This is a genomic window from Paraburkholderia xenovorans (assembly GCF_046030735.1).
GTDB classification, from domain to species: Bacteria; Pseudomonadota; Gammaproteobacteria; order Burkholderiales; family Burkholderiaceae; genus Paraburkholderia; species Paraburkholderia xenovorans_A.
Window position 1 is genome coordinate 103,174 of sequence record NZ_JAQQBV010000008.1, and the last position, 16,827, is coordinate 120,000.

Annotated in this window: 17 protein-coding genes; 5 read left to right on the top strand and 12 right to left on the bottom strand. The window is 61.0% G+C overall.

Features of this window, described 5'->3' with window-relative positions; all coding sequences use genetic code 11:
• Positions 1–26: 26 nt before the first annotated feature.
• The 7 genes from tssG to PQQ51_RS10120 all read right to left on the bottom strand — a co-directional run bounded on the left by tssG (position 27) and on the right by PQQ51_RS10120 (position 6,941).
• Positions 27–1,121: a type VI secretion system baseplate subunit TssG gene (tssG, locus tag PQQ51_RS10090; RefSeq protein WP_408496631.1), complete on the bottom strand. Its 1,095-nt coding sequence runs from the start codon at positions 1,119–1,121 to the stop codon at positions 27–29.
• Positions 1,085–2,923: a type VI secretion system baseplate subunit TssF gene (gene tssF / locus PQQ51_RS10095; protein WP_408496632.1), complete on the bottom strand. Its 1,839-nt coding sequence runs from the start codon at positions 2,921–2,923 to the stop codon at positions 1,085–1,087. The genes tssG and tssF overlap by 37 nt, the downstream gene beginning before the upstream one ends.
• A 94-nt stretch (positions 2,924–3,017) precedes the next feature.
• Complete coding sequence (gene tssE / locus PQQ51_RS10100; protein WP_408496633.1) at positions 3,018–3,497, bottom strand: type VI secretion system baseplate subunit TssE; 480 nt, start codon at positions 3,495–3,497, stop codon at positions 3,018–3,020.
• A gap of 88 nt (positions 3,498–3,585) precedes the next feature.
• Positions 3,586–4,089 carry an Hcp family type VI secretion system effector gene (tssD, locus tag PQQ51_RS10105; protein WP_012426791.1) on the bottom strand — a complete coding sequence of 168 codons (504 nt, stop codon included), beginning with the start codon at positions 4,087–4,089 and terminating at the stop codon, positions 3,586–3,588.
• 74 nt (positions 4,090–4,163) lie between these two features.
• Positions 4,164–5,651, bottom strand: a complete 1,488-nt coding sequence (gene tssC / locus PQQ51_RS10110; protein WP_408496634.1) for a type VI secretion system contractile sheath large subunit — start codon at positions 5,649–5,651, stop codon at positions 4,164–4,166.
• A 14-nt stretch (positions 5,652–5,665) separates the two neighbouring features.
• Positions 5,666–6,211 (bottom strand): type VI secretion system contractile sheath small subunit, encoded by a 546-nt coding sequence (gene tssB, locus PQQ51_RS10115; protein WP_408496635.1) that lies wholly within the window; start codon positions 6,209–6,211, stop codon positions 5,666–5,668.
• 37 nt (positions 6,212–6,248) lie between these two features.
• A complete protein-coding gene (locus PQQ51_RS10120) occupies positions 6,249–6,941 on the bottom strand; it encodes a tetratricopeptide repeat protein (protein ID WP_408496636.1) in 693 nt (230 codons plus the stop codon).
• A 386-nt stretch (positions 6,942–7,327) separates the two neighbouring features.
• On the opposite strand from PQQ51_RS10120, the gene tssJ reads away from it, so the two are divergent.
• From tssJ to icmH, 3 genes are all read left to right on the top strand, one after another.
• The gene (gene tssJ / locus PQQ51_RS10125) at positions 7,328–7,954 is read left to right on the top strand and encodes a type VI secretion system lipoprotein TssJ (RefSeq protein ID WP_408496742.1); all 627 of its coding nucleotides are present in this window, start codon (positions 7,328–7,330) and stop codon (positions 7,952–7,954) included.
• Positions 7,955–8,062: 108 nt separating this feature from the next.
• Positions 8,063–9,409 (top strand): type VI secretion system baseplate subunit TssK, encoded by a 1,347-nt coding sequence (gene tssK / locus PQQ51_RS10130; RefSeq protein ID WP_074287743.1) that lies wholly within the window; start codon positions 8,063–8,065, stop codon positions 9,407–9,409.
• Entirely contained in the window at positions 9,406–10,185 is a 780-nt protein-coding gene (gene icmH, locus PQQ51_RS10135; protein ID WP_408496637.1) for a type IVB secretion system protein IcmH/DotU, read from the top strand. The genes tssK and icmH overlap by 4 nt, the downstream gene beginning before the upstream one ends.
• A gap of 123 nt (positions 10,186–10,308) precedes the next feature.
• On the opposite strand, the gene PQQ51_RS10140 is transcribed toward icmH, so the two are convergent.
• The 5 genes from PQQ51_RS10140 to PQQ51_RS10160 form a co-directional block, all read right to left on the bottom strand.
• Positions 10,309–11,139: a DUF4397 domain-containing protein gene (locus PQQ51_RS10140; RefSeq protein WP_408496638.1), complete on the bottom strand. Its 831-nt coding sequence runs from the start codon at positions 11,137–11,139 to the stop codon at positions 10,309–10,311.
• Between the two features lie 339 nt (positions 11,140–11,478).
• Positions 11,479–12,960, bottom strand: a complete 1,482-nt coding sequence (gene zwf, locus PQQ51_RS10145) for a glucose-6-phosphate dehydrogenase (protein WP_408496639.1) — start codon at positions 12,958–12,960, stop codon at positions 11,479–11,481.
• A 207-nt stretch (positions 12,961–13,167) separates the two neighbouring features.
• Entirely contained in the window at positions 13,168–14,112 is a 945-nt protein-coding gene (lhpI, locus tag PQQ51_RS10150) for a bifunctional Delta(1)-pyrroline-2-carboxylate/Delta(1)-piperideine-2-carboxylate reductase (RefSeq protein ID WP_408496640.1), read from the bottom strand.
• 114 nt (positions 14,113–14,226) lie between these two features.
• Entirely contained in the window at positions 14,227–14,487 is a 261-nt protein-coding gene (locus PQQ51_RS10155; protein ID WP_408496743.1) for a hypothetical protein, read from the bottom strand.
• 58 nt (positions 14,488–14,545) lie between these two features.
• The gene (locus PQQ51_RS10160) at positions 14,546–15,184 is read right to left on the bottom strand and encodes a C39 family peptidase (RefSeq protein ID WP_408496641.1); all 639 of its coding nucleotides are present in this window, start codon (positions 15,182–15,184) and stop codon (positions 14,546–14,548) included.
• Between the two features lie 163 nt (positions 15,185–15,347).
• Here PQQ51_RS10160 and relB point away from each other — a divergent pair, with 163 nt between their 5' ends.
• Complete coding sequence (gene relB / locus PQQ51_RS10165; RefSeq protein WP_408496744.1) at positions 15,348–15,572, top strand: type II toxin-antitoxin system RelB family anti-toxin; 225 nt, start codon at positions 15,348–15,350, stop codon at positions 15,570–15,572.
• Positions 15,573–15,949: 377 nt separating this feature from the next.
• Positions 15,950–16,804, top strand: a complete 855-nt coding sequence (locus PQQ51_RS10170; protein ID WP_408496642.1) for a helix-turn-helix domain-containing protein — start codon at positions 15,950–15,952, stop codon at positions 16,802–16,804.
• The last annotated feature ends 23 nt before the right edge of the window (positions 16,805–16,827 follow it).

Genomic DNA, 16,827 nt, shown 5'->3' on the forward strand with positions numbered 1-16,827 from the left:
CGTGCGATCCAGTTCTATCGTTGTGGTCAGTGAATCACGTGCAATTCGTAACGGGCGTCCGCGCGGTCGCGGTCTGCCGCCTTCGTACAGAGGAACGCATCCCAGCCGAGGCGCGCGCCTTTGGACAACAGGCTCGGCCCCACTTCCTCGCGGCGCAGCACCAGCGATACCTCGTATTCGAGCGTCACGCCGGCGAGCAGCGTCAGCATTCTTTCGAGTGCCACCGCACGATCCGCGCCGGGAAGAAACGCTTCGTAGTCCGCCTTGTCGAGCGGACCGATCACGAGTCGCGCACGCATGTCGCGCTGCCAGACCCGCTCGCCCGCGAGCGCGGTGGCGCCGAGCGTCGCGTTGATGCTGCCGAGCATCGTCAACTGATCGCGCGGCACGTCATACCATTTACCGACAAATTGCTCGACGCGCACACGGACCTTGAAGTACTCCGACAACGTGCGCTGCAAATACGCAGCCGACACCGGCCGATGCCGCGCGGCCAGGGCATAACCGGCGATTGCTTCGTCGAATAGCGCGCCGTCGCCGCTTTGCAGGCTATTGCGCGTGTCGTCGTCGGCCACGCCGGCGAGCGCGAGCAGCAACGGCAGATAGCGTTCGTCGCGGTCGAGCTCGTAGTGAAACGGCAGCCGATACTTCTTCCAGGCCGCGTAGAACAACGCGGTCGCGCGATTCGAAAACACGTCGAAGAATTCACGCGCGGCACGATCGCGCTTGAGCTGCTCACGCGCGATGATCTGCTCGGTGTAATGCAGCGGCAACGCGCCCTGCCCGCCGAGCAATCCAAAAAACGCCGGCGTGAGGTCGACCTTGTCGAGCGAGCCGTCTTCGAGCGCGGCCGTGCGCTGCGGCTTGTCCTTGAGCGCCGCTCCGTCCGCGCCGTAAGACTGCGCGCCGTGTAGCTCGCTCGGCGGAAACGACATCGACAGCGAATTACGGAATGCAATACGCTGCGCGACGATGTCGCCGGGACGTCCGGAATGTGACGGCATTTGCTGCGCGAACCACTTCTCGAGAATCCGCACCGCCTGAAAAAATTCGAAGCGATGCGGTTCGTCGAGAAGTTGCTCGACTACGCCAGGATCGATTCGCCGCTGCGCGGTTTGCATCGCAGAATCTCCTCGCCGGTGCGCTTCGACACGACGACCAGTTGTACAAAGCTGTTCAGATGCACGTACAGCCCAAAGAATGTATCGATCACGCGCACGAACGAAGCGAGACTCGTGCCGACAAAATGTTCTTCGTCGATGGTCAAACGGATTTCGATTCCACGCACGAACGTGGCGAACGGTTTGCCCGGCAGCCATTGCACGGCTGCGCGCTGCTCGATGCCGACCAGCCCGTCGATGTGCCGCGCCGATACTGCCGTGCGCCGCACATCGTAGAGCACCAGCATTTCCTTCAGCGCGGACAAACCGCTGTTGGTCAGCGACACGTGATTGAGCGCGAGATGCGAAATCAGCCGCCAGTGCGACGCGCGACCGCGCTCGAAACGCACGCTCGGCGTGGGCCTGCGCAGCATCGAGATGCTGCCGGTCAGCGAGCCGCCTTCGAGAAACAGATCGCCGCCTTCGAGGCCGACCGCGAGGCCCGCGGGCAGATCGCGATTGGTGCACGTGAGGTCGAGACTGAGCGTATCGGTTTGCGGCGCCGCCGGTTCGAAGTCGATATCGACGATCGAGATTTCGGTCTCGTAGCCGGGGCTTTTCTGCGCGACCCAGTCGTTGCGGCGCGCGAACCAGTAATGCCCGGCGCGTGCCGCTTCGCCGTGATGCAGCGAATAGAACGGCCGGAATTCGATCACCGATTCGTCATGCGCCTGCTGCCTGACGAGTTTCACCGAGTCGATCGAATACACCTCGTACGCGAACGCGCGGCGCGCTTCCGCGATCACCGGATACGAAATCGCCTGATGACTGATACGGATAGGCTCGCCATGCTGCTCGAACAGATTGACCACCGGCGTGCAGAACAGCCGGAAGTGCTGCGCGGACAACGAATCGAGCAGACGCGCGATGTGCGAATCGCTGCGCACTTCCTTGAGCACGACGTGCAGCGTCAGGCGCTGGCAGCGGCCGCTCGCGCGCGTCATCGCCGCGAGATCGAAGTCGGCGAAATTGAATTTTTCGGGGAACGCGAAGTATTCGGTCAGCAACCGGTACGCCGGATGCGATTTGGCCGGATAGTCGATCAGCGCGTCTTCTTCATCGAAACCGGCCTGCACGACCGGCGATTCGCGCAGTTGTTTCCATACGCCGCGGCGGTCGGCTTCCACGTAGGCGGCCATACCGTTCACGAACAGGCAATCCGCCAACGCCGCAATGAACGATTGCTCGCCGTGCAAATGCGTACGTAACGTGTCGACCTTCAGCGCGGACAGATCGAGTTGCGCGGCCGTCGATTCGAACGTGATCGACACAATGGCGGTCGCGTTTCCCGGCAGGACGGTGGCGCTCGGCGCCATCGCCACCGACGTATATTTCGCCTCGGAGATGCGCACCGGAGCAAGCGTCACGTCGTACGCGGTGCGGAAACGGCACTGCACGCCGCGAATCGGCCGCGATTTCAATTCGGTGCCGCGCTCTACCTGCACCGGCTCGGTGAGGTGACTCAACGCAGCGGAGGTGCCAAGCTGCGCGATCGAGCACGATGGAAATGGCCGCAGGTAGTGCGGATAGAGCACTTCCAGCAGCGCTTCGGTGAATTCGGGGTAATCGTCGTCGAGTTTCTTGTTGATGCGCGCGCCGAGTAGCGCGAACGATTCGATCATCCGCTCGACGTGCGGATCTTCGCAGTGCTCGCCGGACATGGCCAGACGCGCCGCGATCTTCGGATAGCGCTCGGCGAAGTCGCGCGAATAGCGCCGCAGAAATGATAATTCGCGCTCGTAATACGGCAGCAATTCTTCCATCGATCTATCCCCGGACCTGAAACTACTCCGCCTGAGTTGCGCCGCCGTTGCGCGTAACGGCGGCCGCAAAGCGGTACTGGACTGCTCTTGCCTGTTAAAGCTTCGCGCGTGCGCGCGTCACCGAATATTGCAGCGTGGAAGGCTGCAGCATCGCATCGAAACTCACCGGTTCTTCCGCCGGGTGGACCACCAGCAACGCCTGAATCGCAAAGTTCAGCGCATTGGTGGACTGTTCGCTCAGTTCGAGCGTGACCGCCACCTGCTGCAAGCGCGGCTCATGCCGTGCAATTGCCTGTTGAATCGATTTACAGATGAACGTGCGATCGTAATGACTCGCGAGACTCAGCCCCGCAAAATCGTTCAGACCGTACGTGAGCACCGAGCGCTGACACTCGGGCAGCGCCGCCAGTTCGTGCTCGGTCAACGCGATCCGCGTGTTCAGGATCGCCTCGACGTCGCGCGCGACAGTGCTCTTCAATTCTTCCAACGACAATTGCCGCATCGCCGGAGAAGCCGGCAGATGCGGTTCGTCGTCGAACAGCTTGTCGAGAAAGCTGGGTTCGAAGCGTTTCATCGGATCCCGAAGAACCGGCTCGATGCGCGGCGCAGGCGGCGTACACGGGCGGGGTCAAGCCGCCGCGCGCGCCGCCTGCGCTGCTGCATCAAACCGCGTAGGTCTTGTCGTTCTTCGTCAGGCTCCACGCGCCTTGCGCGTTGCCGCCCTGGTTGCCGCCGATCTTCTGCTGCGTGTACTTCCACTGCACCGCCGCGTACTTCAGCGAGAACTGCTCGGTCGGCAGGCCTTCGCCCACCACGCTCGGCGTCACGCTCGAGATGATCACGTACTTGAGCTTGACTTCGAGGTACTTGATGCGGTTGCCTTCGCCGTCCGAACGCATGAAATCGATCGTCACTTCGTCGAACGTCGTGCCGCCCGATGCGTGTTGATAGATCAGCGGACTGACCACGTCGATATCTTTCGTGAACTGCATATCGGCGTGCTCGCAACGCTCAGACGTGTGACCGCCCGCCGTCGAGGCCGTTGCCGAACGCGGTTGCGTGATCGCGTGGCTCCACGAATCAATCTCGATCCAGCCAGCATGATCCTTATCGGCGGACTCGCCCTTGATCGCCGGATTGCCGAATTTTAAATAGATGTCCTTCATAACTCATCGACTCCCCAAAGAGGTGGTTTTTTAACTACTAGCCCGCGCGGCCGGCACGGGCCCTCAGACCTGGTTTATGAATTTGCCGGCTTCGGCAAGTCGGCGACCAGCCGCAAAGAGATCGACAGCTCGTCCAGCTGGAAGTGCGGACGCAGGAACGCGACCGAACGATACGCACCTGGCTTGCCCGGAATCTCCGCAACCTGTATCGATGCCTCGCGCAGCGGGAACTGCGCTTTCTGCTCCTGCGTCGCGTTGTCGTCCAGCAGCACGTACTGCGAGATCCAACGGTTCAGGAATACTTCGACGTTCTGCGCGGATGCAAAGCTGCCGATCTTGTCGCGCATCATCGCCTTCAGGTAGTGCGCGACGCGCGACACCGAGAAGATGTACTGCAATTGCGCGGACAGCACGGCGTTCGCATTGGCGCTATCGGTGCTGTATTTCTTGGGCTTTTGCACCGATTGCGCGGCGAAGAATGCCGCGTAATCCGAGTTCTTGCAGTGCACGAGCGGAATGAAGCCGAGGTCGCTCAGTTCTTTTTCGCGGCGGTCGGTGATTGCGATTTCGGTCGGGCATTTCAGCGCGACTTCGCCGTCGTCGGTCTTGAATGTGTGCGTAGGCAGATCTTCGACGAGACCGCCTCCTTCCACGCCGCGAATCGCCGCGCACCAGCCGAAGTCGTCGAATGCGGCCGTCAGGCGGGCAGCGAATGCCCACGCCGCGTTACACCACAGGTACTTGCTGTGATCGGTGCCGTCCACGTCTTCGACGAAGTTGAAGCCTTCCGCGGTGGCGCCGTCTTTCGGGTTGAACGGCAGACGGCCGAGAAAACGCGGCAACGTCAGGCCGACATAGCGCGAATCTTCCGCGTCGCGGAACGACTTCCACTTCGCGTATTCGACCGTATCGAACACCTTGCCGAGATCGCGCGGCTTGCCGAGGTCGGCGAAACTTTCGAGGCCCAGCAGTTCCGGCGACGCCGACGCGATGAACGGCGCGTGCGCGGCCGCGGCCACGTGCGACATCTGCTCGATGAAGTACACGTCTTCCGGCTGACGCGTCACTTCGAAGTCACCGATGATCGTGCCGAACGGCGCGCCGCCGAAGGTGCCGAATTCTTCTTCGTAGACCTTCTTGAAGAGCGCGCTCTGATCGAATTCGATCGCGGTCTTGAAGTCGCGCACGAGATCGCGCTTGGGCGCATGCAGCGCCTTGATCTTGACCGTCGAACCGGTATTGCTTTCCTTGCACAGATAATCCAGACCGCGCCACGTGCTTTCCATCCGCTGGAATTCGGGCGCATGCATCACCGCGCTTAGTTGCGCGGAGATCAAACGGTCGAGTTCGGCGACGCGTGCGTCGATCGTGGCCGACAGATTGTCGGACACCACCACCGTACCGTCGAGCACCTGATGCACGAGTTCGCCGATCAGATCTTTCGCGCGCGCATGTTCAGAATCGGACTTGGCCACGCGGCTTTTCTCGACGATTTCGTCGAGCAGCGTGGATTCCGTGCCCTGCGCGTGGGCGAGTTGGGCTGCTGCCGTTTGCTGATTCATCTCACACCCCGTACTTATTCGCCCTGCTTGTCGTGATCCGGCGCGCCGGCGTGCTGGTCTGCGTTGCCCTGATCTTTCGCCAGGGTTTGCAATTGCTGCGTGTTGTTGAGTACTTCGCTCAGCAGGTCTTCGAGCTTGTCGTTGCCGGCCAGCTTGTTGCGCAGATCCGCGAGCTTCGAGCGCGCTTCGAGCAAACGTGCGAGCGGTTCGATTTGCGCGACCACTTCATCCGGATTGAAATCGGCCATCGACTTGAAACGCAGATCGACGGCGAATTTGCCGCCCGCTTCGCTCAGGCGGTTTTCCACCTGAAACGCCGCGCGCGGTTCGATCGCCTTCATCACGTCGTCGAAGTTGTCGCGATCGATGTTGACGAACTTGCGATCGCGCAGTTTCGGCTGCTCGACTTCGGACTGCCCCGCCAGATCGGCGACCACGCCGACGACGAACGGCAGTTCCTTCACTTCGATCGCATCGCCGCGCTCGACCTCATAGGTCAATTGAACGCGCGGCGGCCGCACTTTTTGCAAGCGTTTTTGAATGCTTTCTTTTTTCGCCATCGTCGGCTCCCGGATGCTGATGAATCAGGCGTGTGGATCAGCGCAGCGCGCTGAACGGATCGGACGCGCCGCCGCTTTGTGCGGCCTTGGCGGGTGCGGCGGGCGTCGGCGCGGCAGGTGCGGCCGCTGCGGGAGCCGCCGGGGTGGCGGCGGGAGCCGTTGCATTCGCCGACGTATCCGGCGTCTCCGCGGCCTTGCCCTTCGCGACGTGGCGGATCACACGCTTTTTCTTCGGCGCGGGTTTGTCGTTCGGGTCGGGCGGGAACAGCGTGGCTTCGCCCAGCGTGTCGCGCAGTTGCTTCGCGAGGGCTTGCGCATCGGACTTCGCGTCGCCCGCGAGCGATGCATCCTGGCGCAATTCGCCGAGCGATTGCGTGGCGACGCGCAGGCCGGCGACAGCCAGCACGCTCTTCGCCTGCCGGTCGGTCTGGTCGCGTTGCAACGCTTCTTGCGCGGCGACGATGGCCTGGCCGTAATGGCCCTGCGTGAACTGGATCTGCGCAATGCGCGACCACGGTTCTTCACGTGTCGGATCTGATTTGGAAAGCTGCTGATAAAGCGAGATTGCGCGATCCTGATCGCCGCCCTTGGCGACTGTATCGGCGTCCGCGAGTTGCTTATTAAAAGCCTCCGGCGTGGTCGCTGCGTTGTTGCCCTGTGTCGCGCAACCGGCAATCACGCCGCATGCCAACACTACCCCAGATAGTTTTACTAACAGACGCTCATTCATCGTTTTTCACCGACGTGCGATTTTTTTAATTCAAGGGAAAACCGGAGTTTTGCTTTGCCTCAACTGCGCGGGTATAGTACAGGCCAATTTTCGATAATTCAACTTTCGTGTGAAGAAGCATTGCACAAAAAAAATGCATACGGTTCATTTAAACGAAACATGCAGAAATTGTTTCCTGATTCAATAGTGGGAATTAAAGAAGTGGAAAAAATTTCCGCTCATCCAGGGGCTAACTGGCACGCGGGCAATAGCAATATCCGGCAATGAGCGCGGCAATGCGCGTTGCATATATCGGCATTGCGCGGCATTGAGTTGCCGCCCAATTGCCGGATTGATTTCGTTATTGATGTATTGACGGGGAGACGGCGTCGAGCCGGTCGATGTATATGAATTCGCGTGTTGTTCGCCATGCATCGCTGTTGATCGCTACCGCCGCCATGTGCGTCCTTCTGGGCGGCTGCGCGGCCGCCGTTCCCATGCTGGGAGCCGCCGCCAACGCGGCTTTGCAGGCCACCGGACTCGGCAAGCCCGACGTGCCGGACGCACAGAAGCCGCCGCGCGATCTCGGCCTTACCTTATATGCCGCGCCGAATCTGAATGCCGCCAACGACAAACGGCCATTGGCGCTGGTCGTGCGGCTTTACGTGCTGAAAGACCCCACTTCATTCCAGCAGGCGCCATTTGATGCATTTACCGATCCGGCGAAGGAGAAAACCGTGCTGGGCGGCGATCTGCTCGGTGTACGGGAAGTGACGCTGATCCCAGGGCAGCGCTATACCGTCACCGAAAAAGTCTCGCGTGAGGCGCAGGCGTTCGGTATCGTGGCGCTATTCCGCGATCCGGCAATGCAGCGCTGGAAATTTGCATTCGATCCGGCGAAGTCGGAGAAATCCGGCATAATGATCGGCCTGCATAACTGTGCAATGACCGTGACCAATGGCACAGTGATCCCGCCCGAACAGGGATTGCCGGCTCAGCAGTTGAATATGCTTTCTTCAGTTAGCTGCGGTTAAAGATGCCGGGCGAATACCATTTAACAGTGCTTTAAGAATTACCAATGCGGCGCTCGAGTCGGTTATCTCCGGGCACGCCATACGCTGAACGCATATAACAGGTTTGACATGAGTTATTCCGCAAAAGTGCTCTGGGGGGAAGGCCTGTTTCTGAGGCCGCAGCATTTTCAGCGTCAGGACGCGTACCACGAAGCGCGTCTGTTCGAATCGATCCAGGCAATCCAGCCGTACAACTGGGGCGTGCGCTCAGCGCGACTCGACCGTGACGCGCTCGGCAGCAACGTGCTGCGCGTGAGCGAACTATCGCTGGTGTTCCCGGACGGCGCGCTCTACTCCGCACCGCAAGCCGACGACCTGCCGCCGCCGATCGCGTTGGACACGCTGCCCGACGGCATCAACGAATTCACTTTTTATCTTGCGCTGCATCCGCTGCGCGAGACCGGCGCGAACTATTCGCAAGACAGCAACGCGGGCTTCGTGTCGCGTTACGTCAGCGAGCAAACGCCGGTGGCCGATCATTTCACCGACGCCGCCGAAGCCGACATCACCTTCCTCAAGACCAGCGTCAAACTGATCGCCCATAGCGAGCCGCGCGACCAGTTGCTGTCGGTGCCGCTCGTGCGCGTGCGCCGCACCGCTACGTCCGGTTTCGAAATCGACGACACGTTCGTGCCGCCGTGCCTTGCGATCGACGCATCGCCGATCCTGCATCAGCGGCTGCGGCAACTGATCGATGCATTGCAGGCGAAGGTCAACGCGCTATACGGTTTTCATCGTGAGCCGACCAAGAACATCATCGAATTCCGCTCGGGGGATATCGCTTCGTTCTGGCTGCTGCATACCGCGAGCGCGGCATTCGCTTCGCTCGCGCATCTGTATCAGCATTCGGCACTGCATCCCGAGCGGTTGTTCCAGGAGTTGCTGCGTCTGGCCGGCCAGTTGATGACCTTCTCGAAGGGCTACGCGCTCTCCGATCTGCCCGCTTATCGTCACGACGATCCGGGCCCCGGCTTCGCGCGCCTCGACACGATCCTGCGCGATCTGCTCGAAACGGTGATCTCCACGCGCTACTTCGCGATCGCGCTCGAAGAAGTCCGTCCGTCGTTCCATGCGGGCCGCCTCGACTCCGGCAAGATCGACGACAAGACGCTGTTCTACATCGCCGTCTCGGCCGACATGCCGACCGCCGAACTCGTCGAAGCGGTGCCCGCGCGCTTCAAGGTCGGCGCGCCGGACGACGTCGACAAGCTGGTGCTCTCGGCCATGCCGGGCGTGCGTCTCGTCTATACGCCGCAAGTGCCGCCCGCAATTCCGGTGCGCCCGGGTGCGTGCTACTTCTCGTGCGAATCGCGCGGCGCGCTGTATGACCGTATGTTGCAGGCCCAATCGGCAATGATCTACGCGCCGTCGGGCATCAACGATCTTCAACTCGAACTGATCGCCGTCACATCATGAGCTACGCGCCCTCCCTGTTTGGCGGCAGCACGCCTGCCGCGACGCCTGCACCGATGATCGAGCCGAGCTACCAGGTCCGCTCGCTGCTCGATCTGCTGTACGACGGTTTCTTCATGCTGTTCCTGTTGAAGAACGGCCGCGAACCCGGCGACGCGCAGGAATTCAGTCAGCGCATCCAGCAGTTTCTCGGCGACTTCGAACGCGGCGCGAAGAAGCTGAATGCGTCGGCGGAAGATGTGTACGCGTCCAAGTTTGCGTTCTGCGCGGCGATCGACGAATCGGTGTTGTCGTCCACCTTCAGGATCCGCACCGAGTGGGAGCGCCGCCCGTTGCAACTGGTGCTGTTCGGCGAGCAACTCGCGGGCGAGAAATTCTTCCAGTATCTCGAGGAATGCCGCGCGCAAGGCGCCGCGCGTTTGCAGTCGCTCGAGGTGTTTCACATGTGCCTGCTGCTCGGCTTCCAGGGCAAGTATCTGCTCGAAGGACCGGAAAAGCTCGCGTATCTGACCGCGCGTATCGGCGACGAAATCGCGCACATGAAGGGCAAGCGCGCGCCGTTCGCGCCGCATTGGCCGCTGCCGGATCAGGTTGCGCACCGCCTCAAACGCGAAGTGCCGTTGTGGTCGATCGGGGCAGTCTTCGCGCTGGTCGGACTGCTCGCGTTCGTCGGACTGAACACCTATCTGCGCGATCAGACGCTGCGTACGCTCGCGCCGTATTCGCAGGTGGTGAAGCTCGGCCCGCAGTCCGCTACCTTGACCATCTCGTTGCCGTAAGACCTCGCTAACGGCATCAAGAAAAAAGCCCGCACGAAGCGGGCCATTTGAACTGATCCCACGTTTTCGGAGCGTGGGTTTTGTTTTTCAGGCGAGGCCGCGCCTCGCTGCGCTACATTTCTGCTACGGGTGATCGACCACGTCGAAGCTCGCGTGGTTACGTTGATTGCCGTCGTCAAGCCTGAGTTTCAGATCGCCTCGCTTGAATGGACCCGGCAACGCTACCGACGCAGGCTGCGTCGGTAGTATCGCAATCACTTCATCCGCGTTTGCATCGAGATCGATTTCCTGCGAGTCGAACAGAATCGTTCCCGGGTTGCCGGCTGCCGTAATGCGCACGCGGAATTTGCCGTTTACATCGTCCAGTTTCTGCGAGTCGTTACCCGACGCCGGCCAGAAAGACTGATAGGCAAAATTCGGGGCGGACGGATTGCCGATCGGGTCTCCCGGTTTCGTCACGTAAATATCGAAAGCGGCAGCACCAGGCACTGCATTGACGAAGCGCACCGTGGGTACCACCGATGCCCTACGATTGTAGGGATCGTCGAGCACTGACAGATTGATCGCACCGGGCGCTGCTCCGGCTGCGATATTCGGCAATGCGACCGTCAGATAGCGATGCGCTGTGGCGCCGTTGATACTGCCTGCGGTACCAACCTCCACATTGCTACTGTTGCGAACCGAGAACGTGGACAAGTTGGCGTCGAAATCGGAAAACTTCGTGATGCCGCTGTATGCAACGTTGTTCTCGTTAAGCCCATTATTCGAGCCATTCCGATAAAGGCTCAACGACGTGTTCGGCGCCGCGTTGACGAAACGCACAGATGGATTGCTGATACCCAGACGATCGCCCAGATCATTTTTATTGCCACCGCCACCACAAGCAGCAAGAGAAATTGCTGTGGCTATCAGGGCTACGGGCAAAGCTACGCACTTAAATGCAGTCTTTAGCATGGCGAGTACCGGTTTGATTAAAGAGACTCGAATCTGACACGCGTCAAATTTGACAAATATTAATTAGATATACTTATTTTTAAAATAGAAACTTGTCGCCTCTCCTTTCCGATAGTGTGTCCAGACGATAGCGTATCCACTAACGCGGGACCGTCGAGTTCAGTGCAGTTTTGTCGCGTTTTGTTATGTCGAAACGCGCTCCCTCAGAAAGCGCTCTCGCCGAAAGTCAGTCAACCAGGAATCAGCGAATTCGTCGCCGTAAACGCAAGCGGCCCGCATCCGCGGGCCGCTTTTTACAGAACGCCTCGATTTCCGAAGCGTCGATACATGATCACCGGATCATTGCGACTCTTCCGCCCACACCGCGTTTTCACGCGCCATCAGCGCGGTGGAAGCGGCCGGCCCGAACGTGCCCGCCGAATAACCGCGCGGCCGGTCGCCCGACTTGGCCCAGCCTTCCAGAATCGGTTCGGCCCATGCCCATGCGGCTTCGAGTTCGTCGCGGCGCATGAAGTGCGTGAGGCGTCCGCGCACCACATCGATCAGCAAGCGCTCGTACGCTTCCGCGCGACGCTCGGTGAACGCCTGCTGCAAGTCCAGATTCAGGTTCACCGGCAACATGTGCATGCCGCTACCCGGCTCCTTCGCGAGCACCTGCAACTGGATCGACTCTTCCGGCTGCAACTGGATCACGAGACGGTTGCCGTAATTGCGCCCACCGCTCGGAATAATCGAGAACGGCAGATCGGAAAACTCGATAACGATCTCCGACACCTTCTTCTGCATCCGCTTGCCGGTACGCAGGAAGAACGGCACATTGGCCCAGCGCCAGTTGTTGATATGCGCGCGCAATGCGACGAAGGTCTCGGCGCGGCTGTTCGTCGGCACGTTCTCTTCCTCGAGATAGCCCTTCACCGCCTCGCCGCTCACCGCGCCCGCGGTGTACTGGCCGCGCACGGTATCGCGCGCGATGTCCTCAGGCGTCATCGGCCGCAGCGAACGCAGCACCTTGAGTTTTTCGTCACGCACCGCATCCGGATCGAGCGACACCGGCGGCTCCATCGCGACGATGCACAGCAGTTGCAGCAGGTGGTTCTGCACCATGTCGCGCAACGCGCCGGTCTTGTCGTAGAAACCTGCGCGGGTGCCCACGCCGACCGTCTCGGCCACCGTGATCTGCACGCTCTTGATGTACGGCGCCTGCCACAGCGGCCCGAAAATCGGATTGCCGAAGCGCAGCACCATCAGGTTCTGCACCGTTTCCTTGCCGAGGTAATGGTCGATTCTGTAGATCTGCGCTTCGCTGAAATGCTTGCCGACCGCCGTGTTGATTTCCTGCGCCGAGGCCAGATCGTGGCCCAGCGGTTTTTCGAGCACGACGCGGGAGTTCTCGTCGACGAGCCCGGCTGCCGACAGGTTGTCGCAGATATTCGTGAACAGATCCGGCGACGTCGCGAGATAGAACACGCGCCGCACGTTCGGGCGCGACACCTCTTTCAGGCGCTGGTAGTCGTCGACCGAATCGACGTCCATCCGCACGTACTCGAACAGCGCGAGAAATTTGTCCCACGCGGCGGCGTCGAACGCTTTCTTTTCGATGAACGGCTTGGCCTTCAGCTCCATGAATTCGTTGATGTACTCCTCACGCGACCACGGCTTGCGGCCAATCGTGAGAATGCGGGTGTCCGGCGGCAGATTGCAGTGCAGGTGCGCCATGTAAAGCGCGGGCAGCAGCTTGCGGAACGACAGGTCGCCGGTGCCGCCGAAAATGATCATGTCGAGCGGCAGGTCGGGAGTGGCAGAAGCGTGTTGGGTCGTCATAGCGCGGTCGCGGCGTCGTGATGAATAGGCGGAGGGCCAAGGGCAGAAAACAGCGTAAGCGCCGGCTGACCGGCACTTTTTTCTGGCAAACGCCTATGGTGCAACGTTTTGAGATTGTTTGCACGGCAACATGTGCCTCAGGTTGGCGCAAGATGCCAACACGGGCCGTTGCAAGACGCCGCCGTCCACCTTCGCCGACGCCCGCGATCAGCCGCCGGACAAGGCCTCGCGCGCGACGCGGCAGGCCGCCAGATCCCACGCGGCACAACCGACGCTTTTGAAAACAATCGGTTGCTCGCGTGGTAAAGATGCGGCATTTTTCAGCACCGCAGCGATTGCGCCGACCTTCGCCCAGTCCACGCCCGCCTGGATGAAGTCGCCGGCTTCGTGCGTTGCGCCGGCTTCGTCGTCGACGAAAAGCGCGCTGCCGGCGAGCGTGCGGGCGCCGATTTCAACCATCTGCGGCGTGAACGCGCCGACGCCGATCACAAGCCGGCCCGCGCGCGCGGCTTCGTCATAGACGGCCTGCTTGCTGGTGGTGAGCGCGATCACCACGTCGATCGATGCGGGCAGATTCGCGCCGGACTGCGCCCCCTGTTCTAGCGGCCGCAGATCGCGCGCTTTGTCGCGATGCGCGGCGCAGAACGCTTCGGCGCGCTCGGGCGCACTGCCCTTCACCCACACGCGCGCGTCCGGATACAGTTCGCCGATCGCTTCCAGATGATTCGCGGCCTGCGTGCCGGTGCCGATCAGCAGGAATTCGCGCGGCGCGCTTGCCGCGAAGGTGCGGATGCCAAGCATCGACATCGCCGCCGTGCGGCGCCCTGTGACGGTCGGGCCGTCGAGGATGAAAAGGGTTTCGCCGGTATCGGCGTCGAATGCCATCACCTGGCCGTGGATCGTCGGCAGCCCGCGCGGACCGTTGCTCGCGCACACGTTGACCAGCTTGTGGATCGCCAGATCGGGCGCCGTGGCCGGCATCGACAGCATGATGCCGCCCGCGTTGAGCGGCACGACGAGCCGCTCGGGGCTCACGATGCGCTTCTCTGCGTAATCGATGCTTGCGCGCTTCAACGCGTCGACGAGCGTTGCATACGGAATCAGGCGCGCAGTGGCGGCGGCGTCGAAAATCTGCGTGGTCGGACGAGTCATAGGCTTATTGTTCAACTCCTTGCGAGGGGTGGTTCATCGGGTTGCGTCGAATTTAACGCACCAGAAAACCGCAGGTCGGCGGATCGCGTTCGTTGACGAGCGCTCAGACCGCGCTCACTGCGAATCGGCTTTCGCGTCGCCCTTCTTGCCGCCCTTGAACATCGCACGGCAACCCGGACTCAGCTCGTTCACGTGCTGCTTCATGCATGCGGTGATTTTTTCCTTGTTCGGAATTTCAGACGAGCAGAAATGCATCGCATCGCCGCGACAGGCCTTGGACTGCTCTTCTTCGGAGGCCGCGTTCGCCGCGGTGACGGCGCTGAGCGCGCTCAGCGCAACAAGACTGGAGGCAAACAGGGCGTAGGTTCGTTTCATGTTGAATTCCCATAGTGCGGAGGTCGATATGAAACTCTTTAGCAGAAAACGGGCCTGATCATCGCCCATGCGCGGCCCGTGTGAGCGTCATACCTCGTCCCGCAAAAAAACGCGCCATCGTCACGAACGGCAGATAGACATCCGCCTGATGCGGCGCAATGCCTGACGGGTTGTGGAACCAGACACCCGCGGGATCGCGCCCATGCAGCAGGATCAGATGACCGCCCTGACTCGGGTTAGCCCGCTCCGGATAGCGGATCTCGGGACTCACCGACACGATCGCGAGCGTCTCGCTGTCGATGCGCGCCGCGATCTCTTCGAGCGGCGCCTGCGGCAGCACGTCCACCTGAAGACCGAATGCTTCGTTCACCCAAACGGCGAATGGCCGATAGATCAAACCGTCGACACCACCGTCGTCACGCAGCCGGTATGCGCCGTGCCGCAATGCGTCGTCGAGAAGCGCCGAGCGCGGCGCGTGCGCGATGCGCCAGTAGTCGAGTGCGGATTCGAGACAAGTCAGGCCGCACAGACGCTTGGCCCAGAAACGGTAGCGCTCGGGATCGGTGAAACCGCTGCGCTGCCAGTCGGGATCGTCGCAAGGGTCGCGCTGCTGTTCGACGATTTCGCGCACCCATTCGGGGCTGCCCCATTGCGTGTAGTACGGAACGTCGGCGTGACGTAAGGTCGGTTCGGTCATGGTGTCGGTTGGTGGAGGTCTTTACAGCAGGCTGCGCGGCGCGTCCCTACATCCTGCACTCCCATCGCACCTGCGCGCAAAATTATTCGCCTCACAAATATTTGGCTTTTATTCGCCAGACAGATATTTCGCCATGCCCCATCTCCTCGCCACGCCGGACCAGATGGCCCAACTGCTGCTAGCGGCCCGGCGGCAAACCGGTCTCACTCAGGCCGAAGCCGCGGCTCGGCTCGGTGTGAGTCAGAGCCGCATTTCTGCGCTGGAAACAGACGCCGCCGCCCTCACCCTCGCTCACCTACGGGCTGCAATTGCAGGTGCTCGACAAGACCCAGCCGGTGCCGGCACAAGCCGCGCCGCCAGCGGCCGATCAAGCGCACGCCCGCGGTAATCGAGCAGGTCTCCGCCGAATTACCCGAACGCTTTCCCGGCAAAGTGGCAGAGCGGATTTTCAAAGGTATGAAGAATACGTCGACCTAACTCGCGAAAATGCCGCCCCAATAAACATGGGGCATTGAGCGCCTCGCTTGCGTCTATCGCAATATTTTCCAGCCGCACGCCGTTTAATCGGTAAAATGAACTTGATGCAAAACGCATCACAAAAAGCGCGTATCAGCGAGTTTTTCATTGCACGGACAGGCTGCGCGGCGGTCACACAAAAACACAAACCGCGATACTTTTTACGGTACATTGGCTGTCCCCCGCGGGGGCAGCCTTGTATCGCGGCCCTTTAAACCTATTTCAGAAAAAGGTGGATTTTCACGCAGTATGGCGAACGAAACGAACTCACCTGACTCCATCGCCGTTGCCGAGCGCGTGCGCGAGTTGATGAGCCGGCATGGCATCGGCAAACGCCAGCAAACCACCGAACTGTGCCGAATCCTCGATCTGAGTTTTTCCCAGGGGCACCGCAAACTGCGCGGCAACAGCCCGTGGACCCTGTCGCAGATCAAGAAGGTCGCCGAAGTATTCAGCGAACCGGCCGCACAACTATTCGGCGCGCAGTCGCTCGATCCCGGCATGGTCGGCGCGGTTGCCCAGGAAGCCGTGTTCAGCGTGGGCGCGCTCGAACTGGCATGCACCGCATGGGTCGGCGCCGCGCTCGAACCGGGCAGCCGCCCGGAATTCGTCGCGTATTCCAAGCTTGGCCAATGGCGCGTGGCGCGTCACGACGGCGCGCTTTATCAGAACGCGTATGAAGTCCACAAGATCGAGATCTATCCGCGCCGCGCCGAAACCGACAAGCCGACCATCGCGGTAGTCGACGACGATCGCGCCTCCGCCGATAACCTGCGTGACTACCTGGAGCGCAGCGGTTTTGCAGCGGTGGCAATCTACGGCCTCGCCGCATTCGCCGAACAGTTGCAAAGTCAGGTGTTCGACGGTGTCGTGATCGACTGGCTGTTCGGCTCGCAAACTTCGGCGGCGGCGATTCGCACAGTGCGCGCGTCGGAAAATCCGGATGCGCCGATCTTCGTGCTGACCGGCGAATTGCTGACCGGTAAAGCCAGCGAATCGGAGATCAGCCAGGTGATCCGCAATTACGACGTCGCGTGCTATGAAAAGCCCGCGCGCATGGCGATCCTGGTCGCCGATCTGTCCAAGCGGCTGAACCGGCCCTGATCAGGGCTGTTGAACAGGCTGTC